The organism is Cupriavidus sp. CP313 (assembly GCF_054072015.1).
This window is the reverse complement of sequence record NZ_JBSVZB010000009.1, coordinates 80,888-97,181: the sequence shown is the minus strand read 5'-3', so window position 1 is coordinate 97,181 and position 16,294 is coordinate 80,888. Positions and strand designations below refer to the sequence as shown.

The window sequence follows — 16,294 nt, the reverse complement described above, 5'->3', positions numbered from 1 at the left end:
ACGGCAACCGGTACAACCCGGACGAGCCTGCCCCGCGCGCGTGCGCACACCCCGGAAAACGGCCTGCCTAGGGTAATCCATAGGTCCGCCGGGGCCCGGCCCGAGCACCCGCAAACCCGCGCCACACAAGGGATTGCAGCCCATATCGGTGCTGCTATGGGGCCTATACCAGCCCCCTCGTTTCGCATTGGCGGGCCATTCATATACTTGCTCCCAACCCGGCGGACGGCATGCACCGCCGCCAAGCAAGACCTGGCAGAACACGACAAGACAGGAGACATCATGTCGATCACAAAACAAGGCATCCCGGTATTTGCCGGCACCGCCGACGACGCCGAGGACAGCGTCTACCGCAAGGTAACCTGGCGCCTGCTGCCCTTCCTTGGGGTGCTGTGGGTACTGGCCTGGCTGGACCGGGTCAACATCGGCTTCGCCAAGCTGCAGATGCTGGATGCGCTGCACTTCAGCGAGGCCGTGTACGGGCTGGGCGCGGGCATCTTCTTCCTTGGCTACTTCTTCTTCGAGGTGCCATCGAACATGCTGCTGCAGAAGATCGGCGCCAAGAAGACGATCATGCGCATCACCATCTGCTGGGGCGTGATCTGCATGCTGCAGACCTTTGTCACCACGCCCACGCAGTTCTACATCCTGCGCTTCCTGCTGGGCGCGTTCGAAGCCGGCTTCTACCCGGGCGTGATCCTGTACCTGACCTACTGGTACCCGTCGCAGCGCCGCGCCCGCGCCTTCGGCACCTTCATGTCCGCCTCGGCCATCGCCGGCGTGCTGGGCGGCCCGCTGGCCGGCTGGATCATGACCAGCATGGCTGGCGTGAACGGCATGCACGGCTGGCAGTGGCTGTTCATCCTGGAAGGCATCCCGTCGGTGCTGGCCGGCATCTTTGCCTGGTTCTACATGACCGACAAGCCGGAGCAGGCGCGCTGGCTCTCCGACGACGAGAAGCGCGTGCTGCAGGACGCCCTCAAGCGCGACAATGCCACCCTGGGCGAGCGCGGCCACGACTGGCGCACGCTCTTCACCAACCCCAAGGTGTGGCTGCTGATCGCGATCTACTTCTGCCTGCTGTGCGCCAACTCGACGCTGACCTTCTGGATCCCCACCGTCATCAAGGACGTGGGCTTCACCACGCCCATGGCGGTGGGCTGGATTGCGGCCGTGGCCTACCTGTGTGGCGCCGCCGGCATGATCCTCAACGGCGCCCACTCCGACCGCCGCAACGAAGTGCGCTGGCACTTCAGCGGCTCGGCGCTGGTCGGTGGCGGTGCCATGGCCGTGCTGGCCGTGCTGCTGGGCGCGCAGGTGCTGTCGCCGGTGATCGCGCTGCTGGCCATGACTGCCGCGCTGGTCGGCACCATGAGCGCCATCCCCGTGTTCTGGCAGCTGCCCAACCGCTACCTGGCGGGCAGCGCCGCCGCGGTGGGCGTGGCCCTGATCAACTCGGTGGCCAACCTGGCCGGCTTTGGCGCGCCCTATGTGATGGGGCTGATCAAGAACACTACCGGGAAGCTCACCTCCGGCCTGTACCTGGTGGCGGTGATCGAGGTGCTGGCCGCGGTGCTGGTGCTGGTCGGCATCCGCAAGCTGGGCGGCAAGCACGGCAAGCAAGGGGCCTGACATGGACGACCATAGCTTCGATCCCACCCGCCGGCGCTTCGCGCTGCAATCGATGACGCTGGGCGGCGGCGCGCTGCTGGCCGGCGCCAGCTGGGGCGCCACGCCGGATACGGCGGCCCCCAACCAGACGGCAGCACCGGTGCAGCAAGGCGGCCTGAGCCCGCGCCTGACGCTGCACGCGCTGGACACCTACCACGGCACGCCCGCGGCCGGCATGCGCGTGGAGATGTTCCGCATCGACAATGGCCAGCGCACGCCGCTGCAGACCGTCACGCTGGCCGCCAACGGCCGCAGCGAACCGCCGCTGCTGATCGGCGACAGCTACCGCACCGGCACCTACGAACTGATCCTGCACGCGGACGAGTACTTTGCCGCGCGCAAGGCCAGCCTGCCGCAACCCTCCTTCCTGTCGAAGATCCCGCTGCGCCTGCGCGTCACCGACCCCAGCCAGCGCATCCACCTGCCCGTGCTGTTCGGGCCGTGGAGCTACAACTACTACCGCGGCAGCTGACGCCGCGGCCCAACCCGGAGACATCGCATCATGGCAGGCATCAGCACACATGTGCTCGACGTATCCCTGGGCCGCCCCGTGGCCGGCATGCAGGTGGAACTGTTCGACGTTGCCACCCAGCCGCCACGGCTGATCGCGCGCACCCGCACCAACCACGACGGCCGTACCGACACGCCGATGCTGCCGCCGGCCCAGGCGCGCACCGGCGAGTTCGAGCTGCGCTTCTGGGTGGCGGACTACTTCCGCACCCCCGACGTGTTCGCCGACATCGTGCCCGTGCGCTTTACCATCGCGGACGCCGCGCAGCACTACCATGTGCCGCTGCTGTGTTCGCCGTGGAGCTTCGGGACTTACAGGGGCAGCTGAAGGCAAGAAGCATGTCGCCCGTGCTGAAAAGCGGGCGACTGTAGACGACCTCGTCACCGCCCCCCTAGCGCGGCTTGCGCACTTCCGTTTCCCCGGGCAAGAGCACATCACCGTCGCTGGTCCGGGGCATCATCAGCGGCACCGGCTTCCCGGTCCGCTTTTCCACCATCTGGGAGCGCCGCTCGCCCCGCGCAAACAGATGGTGTTCGCCCCATTGGCGCAAGGCCAATACGATGGGGAACAAGCTCTCTCCCTTCTTCGTCAGCACATACTCGTGATACGCACTGCCATCGGAAGCCGGCTGCGTCGTCAGGATGCCGGCTTCCACCAGCCGGCGCAGGCGGTCGGACAGGATGTTGCGCGCGACCGCCAGGCTACGCTGGAAGTCGCTGAAGCGGCGCATGCCGTCAAAGGCATCGCGCACGATCATCAGCGACCAGCGCTCGCCGACCAGCTCCAGGGTGCGCGCAACGGGGCAGGTTTCATCGCTCGGGTCTTTGCGGGTGGCCATGTCTTGGTTGCCTTGGGGCTGTGCAGCCCGTCAATGTAGTTGCATTTTAAAACCAGAAGGCTTACGCTTCAACTGGTTTTGTTTTGCAACCACATGGACTGGTATGAAAACCTCCCCCGCGGTGACGGCACCGCCTCCGACTTGCCCTGCGGCACCGTGTGCGAATCTGCCGTGCGGCGCGGTGCTGCTGTTCGCCTGCGCCAGCGGCCTGAGCGTCGCCAATGTCTATTACGCCCAGCCGCTGCTGGATGCGCTGATGGCGGATTTCTCCATCAGCGCCGGGGCCATCGGCGGCGTGGTCACCGCCACCCAGCTTGGTTGTGCCCTGGCGCTGCTGTTGCTGGTGCCGCTGGGCGACCTGGTGGAACGCCGCCGCCTGATGCTGGCACAGGTGCTTGCCCTGGCCGGCGCGCTGGCTGCCGTGGCGCTGGCGCCGTCCGTTACCGTGCTGCTGGCGGGGATGTTCCTGACCGGCTTGCTCGGCACCGCCATGACCCAGGGATTGATCGCCTATGCGGCCGCGGCAGCAGGGCCGCATGAACGCGGGCGCGTGGTCGGCACCGCGCAGAGCGGCGTCTTTATCGGACTGCTGCTGGCGCGTGTGGTGGCCGGCGGCGTCAGCGACGTGGCCGGGTGGCGCAACGTCTATGTCTGCGCCGCAGCGGCGATGCTGGTGCTTGCGTGGCTGCTATGGCGCGCGCTGCCAGTGGTGGCCAGCGCCGGCCAGCGGATGCGCTATGCCAGCCTGGTCGCATCGATGTTCCTGCTGCTGCGCCACGACCGGGTCTTGCAGATCCGGGGCACGATCGCGCTACTGATGTTCGCGGCGTTCAACATCTTGTGGAGCGCCCTGGTATTGCCGCTGAGCGCTCCGCCCTACGGGCTGTCGCATACGGCCATCGGCGCCTTCGGGCTGGTTGGCGCGGTGGGTGCCCTGGCGGCTGCGCGTGCGGGACGCTGGGCGGACCAGGGCTTCGGGCAGCGCACCACGCTCGCGGCACTGGTGCTGCTGGTGGCGGCCTGGCTTCCGCTGTCATGGCTGGAAACATCGCTGTGGCCGCTGGCCATCGGCATCGTGCTGCTCGACCTGGGCGGCCAGGCCATCCACGTCACCAACCAGAGCATGATCTTCCGCACCGATGCCGCGGCGCACAGCCGGCTGGTCGGCGCGTACATGCTGTTCTACGCGGCGGGCAGCGGGCTGGGCGCAATTGCCACCACGGCGGTCTATGACGCTGCCGGCTGGCGGGGCGTGTGCGTGCTGGGCGCCGTGGTCAGCTTGCTGGCGCTGGTGTTCTGGGCCGCCACCCGCCGCTTCATGCCGGCGCAAGCCGCGCAAGCGGGCGCGCCCATCTTGAGCGCGATCAGAGGGCAGGGAGCAAGAAAGCCGTAGAATCCCGGCTGACAACTTCCCTCAAGACCGTGAAAGCACTTTCCCGCCTGAAAATGAAGCAGGTCACCCTGCTCTGCGCCGCCCTGCTGGCCTCCGTTTCGATCCATGCCGCATCCCCTGCCCAACCTGACGCAGCCAGCAACACCGCGGCGCCGCTGGGACTGGAGCTGGGCAAGGCCAGGTGCTCTCGCCTGGCGCCGCCGCAGAATCACGCCAGGACCGGCAAGTCCGAGTGGGCCGGTGGCGACGCCGTTGAACTCAGGCACCTGGAGCGATTCCACCTCCCGGGCCTGACGCGCGTGATCCTGAACTGCGATGCGCAGGACACCGTGGCGCTGATCACGATGACGTTCGAGCGCCCGGCGCTGGATGAGGTGCGCAAGAAGCTCGACGAGCGCTATGCGTCCCTGCGCAAGACCGAAGGCGCGGCGGAGAATGGCTACGCCGAGTGGGCCGCAGCCAATGGCAGCCTGGAGTTGCTCTATGGGCGCGACAGCAAGCACTTCACCGTGGCGTACTGGGCCAGGGGCGCGAAGGCGAGGTACTTCTCATATAGCGGCACTGACAACAAGAAGCCCGCTGCGGCCACGCCTGCCAGCCAGCCCCAGCCTGCGCCGCTGTGACGGGCCCCGCGGTCCACGCAGGCGCCGTGGACCGCGCTAGCCGCACGCCTCAGTGGGGTTGGTCGAAGAGCGTCTTGCCAAAATCATGCAGCAGGCCGATCAGCCGGTCTGCCACGGGCGAAAGCGGCTGGTCCTTGCGGAACGTGATGCCGAAGTTCCGCACAAGCGTGGCAGCGGGCAAAGGCACTTCCACCAGCTCGCCACCACTGGCGCGCAGGGTGCGGCGCGAGACAAAGGTCAGCAGCTCGGTATCGGCGACCACACGGGGAATCAGCGGGATCGAGTTGGTCTCGATCTGGACCACGGGCCGCGGCAGGTTGCGCGACTCCAGCGCGTGGTCGAGCCAGGTCCGGCTGGGGACGGCGCGATTGGGCAGGGCCCAACGATATCCGGTCAGCGCTTCCAGCCCCGGCTTGCGCACCCGGAAGATCGGATGCCCCCTGACTGCTGCTACGACCACGGTGTCTTTCAGCAGCGTCTCGCAGTGAAACTCGTCTTCCTGTTCCGGCACGAAGCCGAGAATCACGTCCACGCGCCCTTCCCGAAGATCGTCGCGTAGCTCGTAGTTGTTGCGAATACTCAGTTGCAGCACCACGTTGGGGGCTTCGCGCAGCAGCATTCTGCAGATCGGCGGCAACAGGTATTCCGCGCCGAGCGGTCCGCTGCCCAGTCTCACCGTACCCGCAACGCCCCGGGCAATGGCCCCGACTTCATCACGCACCAGCTCCGCCTCCTGCAACAGGCCGGCGGCCCGGGCGCGCAGCGCGGTCCCTGCCGCGCTCAGCTTCTGTCCCCTGCCGTCGCGTTCGAACAGTGCCGCGCCCAGCGAGGCTTCGAGCCGGTCCACCGCCTTGGTCAGGGTTGGCTGGCTACGGTGCACCAGCTCGGCCGCACGCCGGAAGTTGCCGGCATTCGCCACGGCAAGAAAGTACTTGAGGTCACGCAAATCCATACCGGCACTCCGCATCGGGTGGTCGGGAAGTCGGGGCACGACTGATTACTTTTATTTATCGAATAAGAAAAATTATAAGCTGGACGGCATCTGACTGGCGGGACAAGAATGGCCCCATACCAAACCGATCGCAGCCATGCCCTACACCGTCCTTGTTACCGCGCCCCGCCTTGCCGATGCCGGCGTCCGCCTGCTGGAAGCCGCCAACGCCAGGTTGCACTGCCTGGCCAACCCCGATGACTCGCGGGAGCTGCATCACCTGCTCGGCACACTGCCGGTAGACGCGGTGATCTCGCGCACCGTGGATCTGACCGGTGCCGCCATCGATGCCTGCCCCACGCTGAAGGTGATCTCCAAGCATGGCGTGGGCGTCAGCAACATCGATGTCGGCGCGGCCACCAAGCGTGGCATTCCCGTCTATGTGACGCCCGGCGCCAATGCCCAGTCGGTGGCGGAACTCACGCTTGGCCTGATGTTCGCCGCCGCCAGGCGTGTGACGTGGATGGATAGCGAGTTGCGCGCGGGCCGGTGGTCGCGCGCGCAGGATGGGGTGGAACTGCATGGGCGCACCATCGGCCTGGTCGGATTCGGGCAGGTCGCGCAACGCGTGGCGCGCGTCTGCATGGCGCTGGGCATGCAGGTCGCGGCCTTTGATCCCGCCCTGGCCGGCACTGCGGTGCCGGCCGCCGGCGTCACCCGTTTCGACACGCTGGAAGCATTGCTTGCCGTGAGCGATGTGGTCAGCCTGCACGCTCCCTTGAACCAGCACACGCGCGGGATGATCGGCCCCGCCCAGCTTGCATGCATGCGGCATGGCGCCATCCTGATCAACACGGCCCGTGGCGAGCTCGTCGACGAAGCGGCCCTTGTTGCCGCCTTGCGCGGCGGGCAGCTCCATGCCGCAGGCCTCGACACGATGGCCGTTGAGCCGCTGCCGGCAGGCAGCCCGCTGCTCACGCTCGGGAACGTCGTGCTGACGCCACATGTCGGCGGCTCCACGCCGACGGCGCTGGCGGCCATGGCCAGCGATGCCGTGCGCAATGTGCTCGGCTACCTGCAAGGGACGCCGCCCGCGCCGGCCTTGTGCGTGAATCCCGGCGTGCTTGCCGGGCTGGACCAGCGCATCGCATAGCCGCTGGCTGCCACCCTTCTCACCCAGCTTTCCAAGGAGATACCCATGCACACCGAGCAGGCCACGGCCCTGTCATGGCCGGCGGGATACCGCATCAACCCCTGCGCCGACGGCTTTCCGGCCCCGCTGATCGCGGCATTCCGCGAGCTGCCGGTGCCGGCCATCGGGGACGCCATGAGCCGCCAGATCGGCACGATCGGCCTGCGCCCCTACCATCGGCGGCCGGAGGCAGTGCTGTGCGGCCCGGCCGTTACCGTGCGCGTGCGGCCGGGCGACAACCTGATGATCCACAAGGCCCTGATGATGGTCCGCCCGGGCGACGTGCTCGTCATCGACGGCGCAGGCGATGTCACCCAGGCGCTGGTGGGCGGACTGATGCGCACCACCTGCGTGGCAAAACGGCTTGCCGGCCTGGTGATCGACGGCGCGATCCGCGACGTCCTGGAATGGGCGGAAGACGGCATGCCCATCTTCGCGCGCGGCAATACCCATCGCGGCCCGACCAAGGACGGTCCCGGGGAGATCAACGTGCCGATCACCTGCGCGGGCATGGCCGTGATGCCGGGAGACCTGATCGTGGGCGATGCGGATGGCGTGATCGCGGTGCCGGCAGCGCAGGCCGCCGATATCCTCGCGCGCACGCGCGCCCACCTGGAGAAGGAAGCGAAGATCCGCGCCGGCAATGCCACGGGAACGTCGGATCCGGAGCGCTTCGATGCCACGCTGCGGGCCAAGGGGCTGCCGGTCTGACGGGCCTTTGCCCTACGTCATGGCCTCACAACAGAGATTACGGAGACAACGATGCAACGACGTCAGTTTATCCAGGCCGGCGCAGCGATGACGCTGGCCGCCTCCGGCTTCGTCCGGGCGCAAGGACCCTGGCCGCAGAAGCCTGTCCGGCTGGTGGTGCCCTTCCCGCCCGGGGGCGGCACCGATGCCACCTCGCGGCTGATCGCCGAGAAGCTGGCAACGCTCGAGCGCTGGACCGTGGTGATCGACAACAAGCCCGGCGCCGGCGGCAACATCGGCCTGGACATGGTGGCCAAGGCCGCGCCGGACGGCTACACCATCGGCATGGGCCAGGCCGCCAATCTCGCCATCAATCCCGGGCTCTACCCGAAGATGCCGTTCGATCCGCTGAAGGACTTCACGCCCATTGCCGGCGTCGCGGCACAGCCGGTGGTGCTGGTCGTCCGGCAGGATTCCCCGCTGCGCACGCTCGCCGACTTCATCCAGACAGCAAAAGCGCGCAGCGGCGAGACCGGCATTGCCCAGCCGGGCAACGGCACGGTCGCACACCTGGCGGGAGTGATGTTGGCGCGGCGGGCCGGCGTGCGCCTTATGCAAGTGCCTTACAAGGGAGCGGCCCGGCCATGAATGACCTGCTTGGCGGCCAGGTAGCTGCCTGCTTCGGCAACACGGTGTCGGTCATGCCGCAGCTTGCTGCCGGCAAGATCCGCGCGCTGGCGGTGACCTCGGCGCAGCGCCTGTCCGCGCTGCCAGCTGTTCCCACCGTCGCGGAACAGGGCTTCGCGGGCTTCGAGGTAACGACCTGGCTCGGCCTGGTCGCGCCGGCGGGCCTGCCGGCCGAGGTGACAGCAAAGCTCGCGGCAGCAACCCTCCAGGTCATGAGCCGGCCGGATGTCCAGCAACGGCTGAAGCAGGAAGGCAGCATCGCGACCCCAACGCCGCCCGCCGCATTCGCCGCGCATATCCGCGCGGAGCACGCCAGATGGGGCGCGCTGATTCGCGAGGCACAGATCAAGCTGAGCTGACCAGGCCATCGACGCCGACGCGGGTGGATTGCCCCCCGACGCCCGCGGCCGCCTAAAACCCCACTGCCTGCCCGTCGCGCCGCGAGTCCGAGGCCGCGATATAGCCGTCCGGCGCCTTGTAGATAAGCTGCGCCGAGCCGAACTCCAGGCTGTCGCGCGGCGCCACGTCGACGCGATGGCCCATGCCGCGCAGCGTGGAGACCACGTCCGGCGGCAGATGCGCCTCGACATTCACCACCGGCCCGTGCTCCACGCGGAAGCGCGGGGCATCGCTCATGGCCTGCGGATTCTGGCCGAAGGCAGCAAGCCGCGCCATCATCTGCACATGGCCCTGCGCCTGCATCGAGCCGCCCATCACGCCGAATGACATCACCGGCTCGCCATTGCGGGTGACGAAGCCCGGGATGATGGTGTGCATCGGCTGCTTGCCCGGCGCCACGCAGTTGGCGTGGCCGGGCTTCAGGTTGAAGCCCGCGCCGCGGTTATGCAGCGCGATGCCGGTGCCAGGCACCACCACGCCGGAACCAAAGCCGCGGTAGTTGGACTGGATATACGACACCATCGAACCCGCGGCATCCGCGCTGGACAGGTAGACAGTGCCGCCGGTCTTCGGCATGCCTGCGGTGGGAGTGCCTGCGCGTTTCATATCGATCAGCGCCGCGCGCTCGGCAAGATAGGCCGGATCCAGGAAGGCGGCGGGCGCGTGCTGCATGGTGGCCGGGTCCGACACGTGGCGGTGCAGGTCGGCAAAGGCCAGCTTCATCGCCTCGATGCTGACGTGGTAGAAGCCGGCGCTGTCGCAGCCCATGCTTTCCACGTCGAAGCGGTCCAGGATGCCGAGGCCGATCAGCGCGGCGATGCCCTGGCCGTTCGGGGGAATTTCATGGAGCGTGTAGCCGCGGAACTGCTGCGCCATCGGCTGGACCCAGGCGGCGCGATGCGCGGCCAGGTCGTCGGCGCGGATGGCGCCTCCGGTTTCCTCGGCGAACGCGACGATGCGCGCGGCGAGTTCACCCGTGTAGAAGCTTTCGCCATCGCTCTCGGCAATGCGCTGCAGCGTGGCGGCCTGCTCCGGGAAACGCCAGCGCTCGCCCGCCTGCGGCGCCCTGCCGTCGCGCAGGAACGCCTTGGCAAAGCCAGGCTGGCCGGCCAGCACCGGCACCTGCGCGGCCCATTGCCGTGCGATCTGCGGCGACACCAGGAAGCCCTGTTCAGCGTACTCGATGGCCGGTGCGAACAGCCGCGCGAACGGCAGCTTGCCGAAGCGGGCCGACAGCGCCTTCCAGCCCGCGACCTGGCCCGGCACGGTGACCGTATCCCAGCCCACCTGGGGCATGCTGTCGTGCCCGGCGAAATGATCCAGGGTCCAGCGCGCCGGCGCCCGGCCGCTGGAGTTGAGCCCGTACAGCTGCCCCTCATGCCAGACCAGCGCGAACATGTCCCCGCCAATGCCGTTCATGACCGGCTCCACCACGGTCAGCGCAATCGCGCTGGCAATGGCGCTGTCGATGGCATTGCCGCCTTCGTACAGCATGCGCAGCCCCGCCTGCGCGGCGAGCGGCTGGCTGGTGCTGACCGCGTTGGCGGCGAGCAGCGGCATCTTTTGCGACGGGTAGGGAAAGGTCCAGTCGAAAGGCAACATCGGGAACTCCATTCAGAACAGGTAAAAGGGCGCGCGGGCGGCGCCCCAGGGTTGCTGCACGCGGCTTATTGCAGCGTCACGCCGGATTGCTTGACCAGCTTTTCGGTGCGCGGGATCTCCGCGCTGACCATCGCGCTGAAATCGCCGACGCTGCCGCCGCGCGGCTCGGCGCCGGTGGCAGCCAGGCGCTCACGGAACTCCGGGGCCTTGAGCAGCTTGTTGATCGAGACATTGAGCTTGCTGACCACGTCGGCCGGCGTGCCCTTGGGCGCGACAATGCCATACCACGGCGCGATATCGAAGCCGGCATAACCCTGCTCGGCAATCGTCGGAATCTCCGGCGCGTTGGGCGAGCGCTTTGCGGTGGACATGCCGAGCGCGCGCAGCTTGCCGGCCTTCACATACGGCAGGCCGGTCATGATGGTGTCGAAATACATCGACACCTGGCCCGACAGCAACGCCGGGATCGCTTCGCCGGCGCCCTTGTACGGCACATGGACGATATCGATGCCGGCCGCGGCCTTCAGCATCTCGCCGGCGATATGCGAGGTGGTGCCGGTACCGAACGAAGCATAGGTCAGCTTGCCCGGATTGGCCTTGGCATACGCGACCATCTCGGGCAGCGTCTTGAACGGCAGCGAGGGGTTGGACAACAGGATATTCGGCGTGACCGCGACCACTGCCACCTTCTCGAATGCATCCGGGTCATAGCTGAGCTTCTTGTACAGGAACCGGTTGGTCACCATCGACGCCGGCCCGGACATTAGCAGCGTATAGCCATCGGCCGGCGCGCGCGCGGCCACCTCGCTGCCGATCATCGCGGCGGCGCCCGGGCGGTTTTCAACCACGAAGGTCTGGCCGTATTCCTTGCCGAGGCCAAGGCCGATCTGCCGCGAGATCAGGTCGGTGGCCGAGCCGGCCTGGAACGGCACGACAATACGCACCGGCTGGCTGGGCCAGTCGCGGGCGCCTTGCGCAAGTGCCAGGGAAGAGGCCGCCAGCATGGTGACCGCAAGCAGGCTGCGGATAGCAGTGAAACGCATCTTTGTACCCTCATCGATAGAAGAAATGGCATCCGCTGACAGGAACGGATGGCACTTCCCAGTCCGCAATATGCGTGCCATTGGCGTTGGGCCGATCCCGGCGCGCGTCCTGTCCGCCCCCTTCCCTTTCCTGGAAGTTTGCGCAGGTCTTGCACCGGAGTCGCCCACCTGGCACCGGCATTTGCCGGACTGTCTTGTCTCCGTGGGGCCGGCGCACTGCGTGGGTGCGCCATGCCCCGCCCTGGTGGTGGGGTGTGCTTCACCCCATTGCTGTTATTCGACTTCCATGCAGAGGTACTTCGTCTCCAGATACTCGTCGATGCCATGGCGTGAACCTTCGCGGCCCAGCCCCGATTGCTTGACGCCGCCGAACGGCGCCACCTCGTTGGAGATCAGCCCGGTATTGATGCCGACCATGCCGTATTCGAGCGCCTGCGCCACGCGCCAGATCTTTGCCATGTCGCGCGAGAAAAAGTATGCGGCCAGCCCGGATTCGGTATCGTTGGCCATCGCCACCACTTCTGCTTCGCTGGTGAAGCGGAACAGCGGTGCCAGCGGGCCGAAGGTCTCCTCGCGCGCAACCCGCATCGACGAAGTCGCATCGGCCAGCACCGTCGGCGCGAAGAAGGTGCCGCCGAGCGCATGGCGCTGGCCGCCCGTCAGCACCGTGGCGCCATGTGCGAGCGCGTCGGCGATATGCGCTTCGACCTTGGCCACCGCATCGGCGTCGATAAGCGGGCCTTGCGTGACCCCGCTGTCGACGCCATGACCCGGCCGCAACTGTTCGACCGCGCTGACCAGCCGGCGCGCGACCTCGTCGTAGACGCGGTCGTGCACATAGATGCGGTTGGCGCAGACACAGGTCTGGCCGCTGTTGCGGAACTTGGAGGCAAGGATGCCTTCGACCGCGCGATCCAGGTCGGCGTCGTCGAAGATGATCAGCGGCGCGTTGCCACCCAGTTCCAGCGAGAGCTTCTTCACGGTGCCGGCGCACTGCGCCATCAGCAGCTTGCCGATCGCGGTCGAGCCGGTAAAACTGAGCTTGCGCACCACCGGGCTCGCGCACAGCACGCCGCCGATCTGCACGGCGTCGCCGGTCACCACCTGCAGCACGCCACGCGGCACGCCGGCCTGTTCGCCCAGCACGGCCAGCGCCAGTGCCGTGAGCGGCGTCTGTTCGGCGGGCTTGACGATGATGGTGCAGCCGGCGGCGAGCGCCGGGCCTACCTTGCGCGTGATCATCGCCGCGGGGAAGTTCCACGGCGTAATGGCCGCGCACACGCCCACCGGCTCGCGCAGCACCAGCATCTTCTGGCTGCTGCGCGGGCTGGCCAGCACCTCGCCATCGACCCGCTTGGCTTCCTCGCCAAACCACTCGAGGAAGCTCGCGGCATAAGCCACCTCGCCACGCGCCTCGGCCAGCGGCTTGCCTTGCTCGGCGGTCATCAACCGGGCCAGGTCTTCCTGGTGCGCCAGCATCAGGTCGGCCCAGCGGCGCAGCACGGCGGCACGCGCCTTGCCCGTCTGCGCGCGCCATGCCGGCAGCGCGCGCTCGGCGGCGCGCACCGCCTGTTCGGCTTCAACCGCGCCGGCCAGGGGCACCGAGCCAATCCGTTCTTGAGTCGCCGGGTTGAAGACGGCGAGTTCTGCGCCGCTTTGGGCCTCGGTCCATTCGCCGTCGATCAGGCAATGGCTGCGCAACAGCGCGGTATGTTGGAGTTCCATGCGTTCCCCTTATTCGGCCAGCGCCTGGGTCAGCACCGCCAGCGCCGCGTCGAACTGCGCCTGCGGGATGGTGAGCGGATAGAGGAAGCGGATGACATTGCCGTAGGTGCCGCAGGTCAGCAGCACCAGGCCGGCTTCCAGCGCACGGGCCTGGACGCGCTTGGCATGCTCGGCGCTGGGCTGGCCCGTGGCGGGATCGCAGAATTCGGCGGCGACCATCGAACCCAGCCCGCGCACCTCCGCCACTGCGGGGCAGTGCTTGCGCTGCGCCAGCAGGTGCTCGCGCAACTGCTGGCCAAGGCTGGCGGAGCGCTCGCACAGCTTTTCTTCCTCGATGACGTCGATGACCGCGTGCGCTGCGGCCACCGCCAGCGGATTGCCGGCATAGGTGCCACCGAGGCCGCCGGGCAGCGGCGCATCCATGATCCCCGCCCGGCCACTGACCGCCGACAGCGGCATGCCGCCGGCCAGGCTCTTGGCCATGGTGATCAGGTCCGGCTCCACGTCGTAGTGCGACATCGCGAACATCTTGCCGGTACGGCCAAAGCCGGTCTGCACTTCATCAGCGATCAGCACGATGCCGTGCTGGTCGCACACAGCCCGCAGGCCCCGCATGAAATCGGCCGGCGCCGCCTGGAAGCCGCCTTCGCCTTGCACCGGCTCAACGATGATCGCGGCCACGCGGCCCGGATCGATATCGGTCTTGAACAGGCCTTCAAGCGCCTGCAGCGCCCGCTCAGTGCTGACGCCATGCAGCGCGCTGGGGAACGGGGCGTGGTAGATGTCGGAGGGGAACGGGCCAAACCCGATCTTGTACGGCGCCACCTTTCCGGTCAGCGCCATACCCAGCAGCGTGCGGCCATGGAAGGCGCCCGAGAACGCGATCACGCCGGGGCGGCCGGTATGCGCACGGGCGATCTTGATGGCGTTCTCCACGGCCTCTGCGCCGGTGGTGAACAGGGCCGTCTTGTTCAGGCCCTGGATCGGCACCAGCGCGTTGATGCGCTCAGCCAGCGCGACATAGCCCTGGTAGGGCACGATCTGGTAGGCCGTATGCGTGAAACGCTCCAGCTGCGCGGCGATGGCCTGCATCACGCGCGGGTGGCGGTGGCCCGTGTTGAGCACGGCGATGCCGGCGGCGAAGTCCGTGTAGGCACGGCCTTCCACGTCCCACAGTGTGGCGTTCTCGGCGCGGTCGGCGTAGAAATCGCACATCACGCCCACGCCGCGCGGCGTCGCGAGGGTACGGCGTTGGTTCAGTTCGAGGTTTTTCATGGTCATTGTGCGGTAAGGACTGTCGGCACCGGCCGACTCGCGAAACGGGCACCGCTGGCAGGGGCCCAGCGATGCCAGCCATTTCAACCGGCCTTGGCCCTATAATCCAGTACCGCTTTCGCAATTCCGATGGTGCCAATTTGAAATCGATCTGCGGCGACCAGCTGCTCCAGCGCCTGGGCCCCGAAGGCACGGCGGCACTGGGCAAACCAATCAACCGCGGCCTCTACGAATGCATCCGCGGCGCGATACAGGACGGCAGCCTGGCGCCGGCCACGCGCCTGCCGCCGCAACGCGACCTGGCCGCCGAACTGGGGCTGTCGCGCAATACGGTGATGTTTGCCTACGACCAGCTGCTGGCCGAGGGGTACCTGTACGCGCGCACCGGCAGCGGCACCTTCGTTGCCGCCACCGCGCCGGAGCGCTACCTGAACGCCGCCGCGGTCCCGGCGACCGAGGTCGGGCCGCAGGCCATGCCCGGGCTGTCGCCGCGCGGACAGCGGCTGCTGGCCAATGCCTCGGCTTCGCCCACGCAATGGGGCGCATTCATGCCGGGCGTGCCCGACGTCACGCGCTTCCCGCATCGCCGCTATGCCCAGATCTCGGCCCGCGTGTGGCGCAAACCGCACCCGGAGTGGCTGAGCTACAGCCATGGCGGCGGGCTGCCGGCGCTGCGCGAAGCCCTGGCGGCGCACCTGCGGGTGGCGCGCTCGGTGCGCTGCGATCCGGACCAGGTGCTGATCACCGAGGGCATTCACCAGGCCATCGACCTGGTGGTGAGGATGCTGGGCTCGCCCGGTGACCAGGCGTGGGTGGAGGAACCCAGCTATTGGGGCATCCGCGGCGTGCTGCAGGTCAGCGATATCGGCATGGTGCCGAAGCTGGTGGACGACGAGGGCCTGACGCTGCCCGACACCGAAGCCGGCAGGGAGATGCCCGCGCCGCGGTTTATCTTCGTCACGCCCTCGCACCAGTACCCGCTCGGCGCCGTGATGAGCCTGAAGCGCCGGCGCGCGCTGCTGGAATACGCCCGCCAGCGCGGCAGCTGGATCGTGGAGGACGACTACGACAGCGAATTCCGTTTTTCCGGGCAGCCGATTCCATCGTTGCAGGGCATGGAACCGGATGCGCCGGTGATCTATATCGGCACCTTCAGCAAGACGCTCTATCCGGGCTTGCGCATGGGCTACCTGGTGTTGCCGCGCAGCCTGGCCGGCGCCTTCCAGACCGCGCACGCCGAGCTATACCGGGCGGGCCATCTGATGACGCAGGCGACCGTCGCCGAATTCATGCAGGCCGGCGACTATGCCGCCCACATCCGCCGCATGCGGCCGCTGTATGCCAGGCGGCGCGCCATCCTGGCCGCGTTGATCGAACGCTACCTCGGCCCCGGGGCCTTGCATGAGCACGGCAGCAATGCCGGCCTGCACCTGGTGCTGCGGCTGCCCGACGATGCCGACGACGTGGCCATCACCGCTGCCGCCCGCGAGCGCGGCATCGTGGTGCGGCCGCTGTCGCGCTATTTCATCGGCGATGCCGTGCAGCAAGGCCTGCTGCTGGGGTACGCCTGCGTGCCGGAGGAGGACATCGCGCCGGCCTTCGACAGGCTGCTTGGGTGCCTGCCGCGCGGCAGCATGCGCGCCCCGCCGCGTTGAACCGTGCCGAGAGACAAGCCCCGCCGTCCTGAAGGCGGTTTCTTCCTGACATAACGGGA

At 67.9% G+C, this 16,294-nt stretch carries 14 protein-coding genes and 1 pseudogene; 9 read left to right on the top strand and 6 right to left on the bottom strand.

From position 1 onward, the window contains the following. The first annotated feature begins 282 nt into the window (after nt 1–282). From ACW4E8_RS14910 to uraH (ACW4E8_RS14900), 3 genes are read left to right on the top strand one after another with little or no spacing between them, the layout of a single operon-like run. Complete coding sequence (locus ACW4E8_RS14910) at nt 283–1,632, top strand: MFS transporter (protein ID WP_456805190.1); 1,350 nt, start codon at nt 283–285, stop codon at nt 1,630–1,632. Nucleotide 1,633: 1 nt separating this feature from the next. Then, nucleotides 1,634–2,143 (top strand): hydroxyisourate hydrolase, encoded by a 510-nt coding sequence (gene uraH, locus ACW4E8_RS14905; RefSeq protein ID WP_456805189.1) that lies wholly within the window; start codon nt 1,634–1,636, stop codon nt 2,141–2,143. Nucleotides 2,144–2,173: 30 nt separating this feature from the next. Continuing rightward, entirely contained in the window at nt 2,174–2,509 is a 336-nt protein-coding gene (gene uraH / locus ACW4E8_RS14900; protein ID WP_011616942.1) for a hydroxyisourate hydrolase, read from the top strand. Nucleotides 2,510–2,573: 64 nt separating this feature from the next. On the opposite strand, the gene ACW4E8_RS14895 is transcribed toward uraH (ACW4E8_RS14900), so the two are convergent. Further along, on the bottom strand, nt 2,574–3,020 hold the full coding sequence (locus tag ACW4E8_RS14895; RefSeq protein WP_340526672.1) for a winged helix-turn-helix transcriptional regulator: 447 nt from the start codon (nt 3,018–3,020) through the stop codon (nt 2,574–2,576). Between the two features lie 103 nt (nt 3,021–3,123). Between ACW4E8_RS14895 and ACW4E8_RS14890 the strand changes: the two genes are divergently transcribed. Beyond that, nucleotides 3,124–4,413, top strand: coding sequence for an MFS transporter (locus tag ACW4E8_RS14890; protein ID WP_456805188.1), 1,290 nt, complete (start codon nt 3,124–3,126; stop codon nt 4,411–4,413). 53 nt (nt 4,414–4,466) lie between these two features. Beyond that, a complete protein-coding gene (locus ACW4E8_RS14885) occupies nt 4,467–5,036 on the top strand; it encodes a hypothetical protein (RefSeq protein ID WP_456805292.1) in 570 nt (189 codons plus the stop codon). A gap of 49 nt (nt 5,037–5,085) precedes the next feature. Here ACW4E8_RS14885 and ACW4E8_RS14880 read toward each other — a convergent pair whose 3' ends face one another. After that, entirely contained in the window at nt 5,086–5,988 is a 903-nt protein-coding gene (locus tag ACW4E8_RS14880) for a LysR family transcriptional regulator (protein ID WP_456805187.1), read from the bottom strand. A 136-nt stretch (nt 5,989–6,124) separates the two neighbouring features. Between ACW4E8_RS14880 and ACW4E8_RS14875 the strand changes: the two genes are divergently transcribed. The 3 genes and pseudogenes from ACW4E8_RS14875 (at nt 6,125) to ACW4E8_RS14865 (ending at nt 8,895) form a co-directional block, all read left to right on the top strand. Beyond that, nucleotides 6,125–7,120 carry a hydroxyacid dehydrogenase gene (locus ACW4E8_RS14875; RefSeq protein WP_456805186.1) on the top strand — a complete coding sequence of 332 codons (996 nt, stop codon included), beginning with the start codon at nt 6,125–6,127 and terminating at the stop codon, nt 7,118–7,120. Nucleotides 7,121–7,165: 45 nt separating this feature from the next. Beyond that, the gene (locus ACW4E8_RS14870; RefSeq protein WP_456805185.1) at nt 7,166–7,870 is read left to right on the top strand and encodes an RraA family protein; all 705 of its coding nucleotides are present in this window, start codon (nt 7,166–7,168) and stop codon (nt 7,868–7,870) included. Between the two features lie 51 nt (nt 7,871–7,921). Beyond that, a pseudogene (locus ACW4E8_RS14865) lies at nt 7,922–8,895 on the top strand (Bug family tripartite tricarboxylate transporter substrate binding protein). 52 nt (nt 8,896–8,947) lie between these two features. Here the strand turns inward: ACW4E8_RS14865 and ACW4E8_RS14860 are convergent. From ACW4E8_RS14860 to ACW4E8_RS14845, 4 genes are all read right to left on the bottom strand, one after another. Continuing rightward, on the bottom strand, nt 8,948–10,537 hold the full coding sequence (locus ACW4E8_RS14860) for a gamma-glutamyltransferase family protein (RefSeq protein WP_456805184.1): 1,590 nt from the start codon (nt 10,535–10,537) through the stop codon (nt 8,948–8,950). Nucleotides 10,538–10,602: 65 nt separating this feature from the next. Further along, on the bottom strand, nt 10,603–11,580 hold the full coding sequence (locus tag ACW4E8_RS14855) for a Bug family tripartite tricarboxylate transporter substrate binding protein (protein WP_456805183.1): 978 nt from the start codon (nt 11,578–11,580) through the stop codon (nt 10,603–10,605). Between the two features lie 273 nt (nt 11,581–11,853). After that, on the bottom strand, nt 11,854–13,305 hold the full coding sequence (locus ACW4E8_RS14850) for an NAD-dependent succinate-semialdehyde dehydrogenase (RefSeq protein WP_456805182.1): 1,452 nt from the start codon (nt 13,303–13,305) through the stop codon (nt 11,854–11,856). 9 nt (nt 13,306–13,314) lie between these two features. Beyond that, nucleotides 13,315–14,580 (bottom strand): 4-aminobutyrate--2-oxoglutarate transaminase, encoded by a 1,266-nt coding sequence (locus ACW4E8_RS14845; RefSeq protein ID WP_456805181.1) that lies wholly within the window; start codon nt 14,578–14,580, stop codon nt 13,315–13,317. A 140-nt stretch (nt 14,581–14,720) separates the two neighbouring features. On the opposite strand from ACW4E8_RS14845, the gene pdxR reads away from it, so the two are divergent. Continuing rightward, nucleotides 14,721–16,235, top strand: a complete 1,515-nt coding sequence (gene pdxR, locus ACW4E8_RS14840) for a MocR-like pyridoxine biosynthesis transcription factor PdxR (RefSeq protein ID WP_456805180.1) — start codon at nt 14,721–14,723, stop codon at nt 16,233–16,235. Nucleotides 16,236–16,294 lie beyond the last annotated feature (59 nt).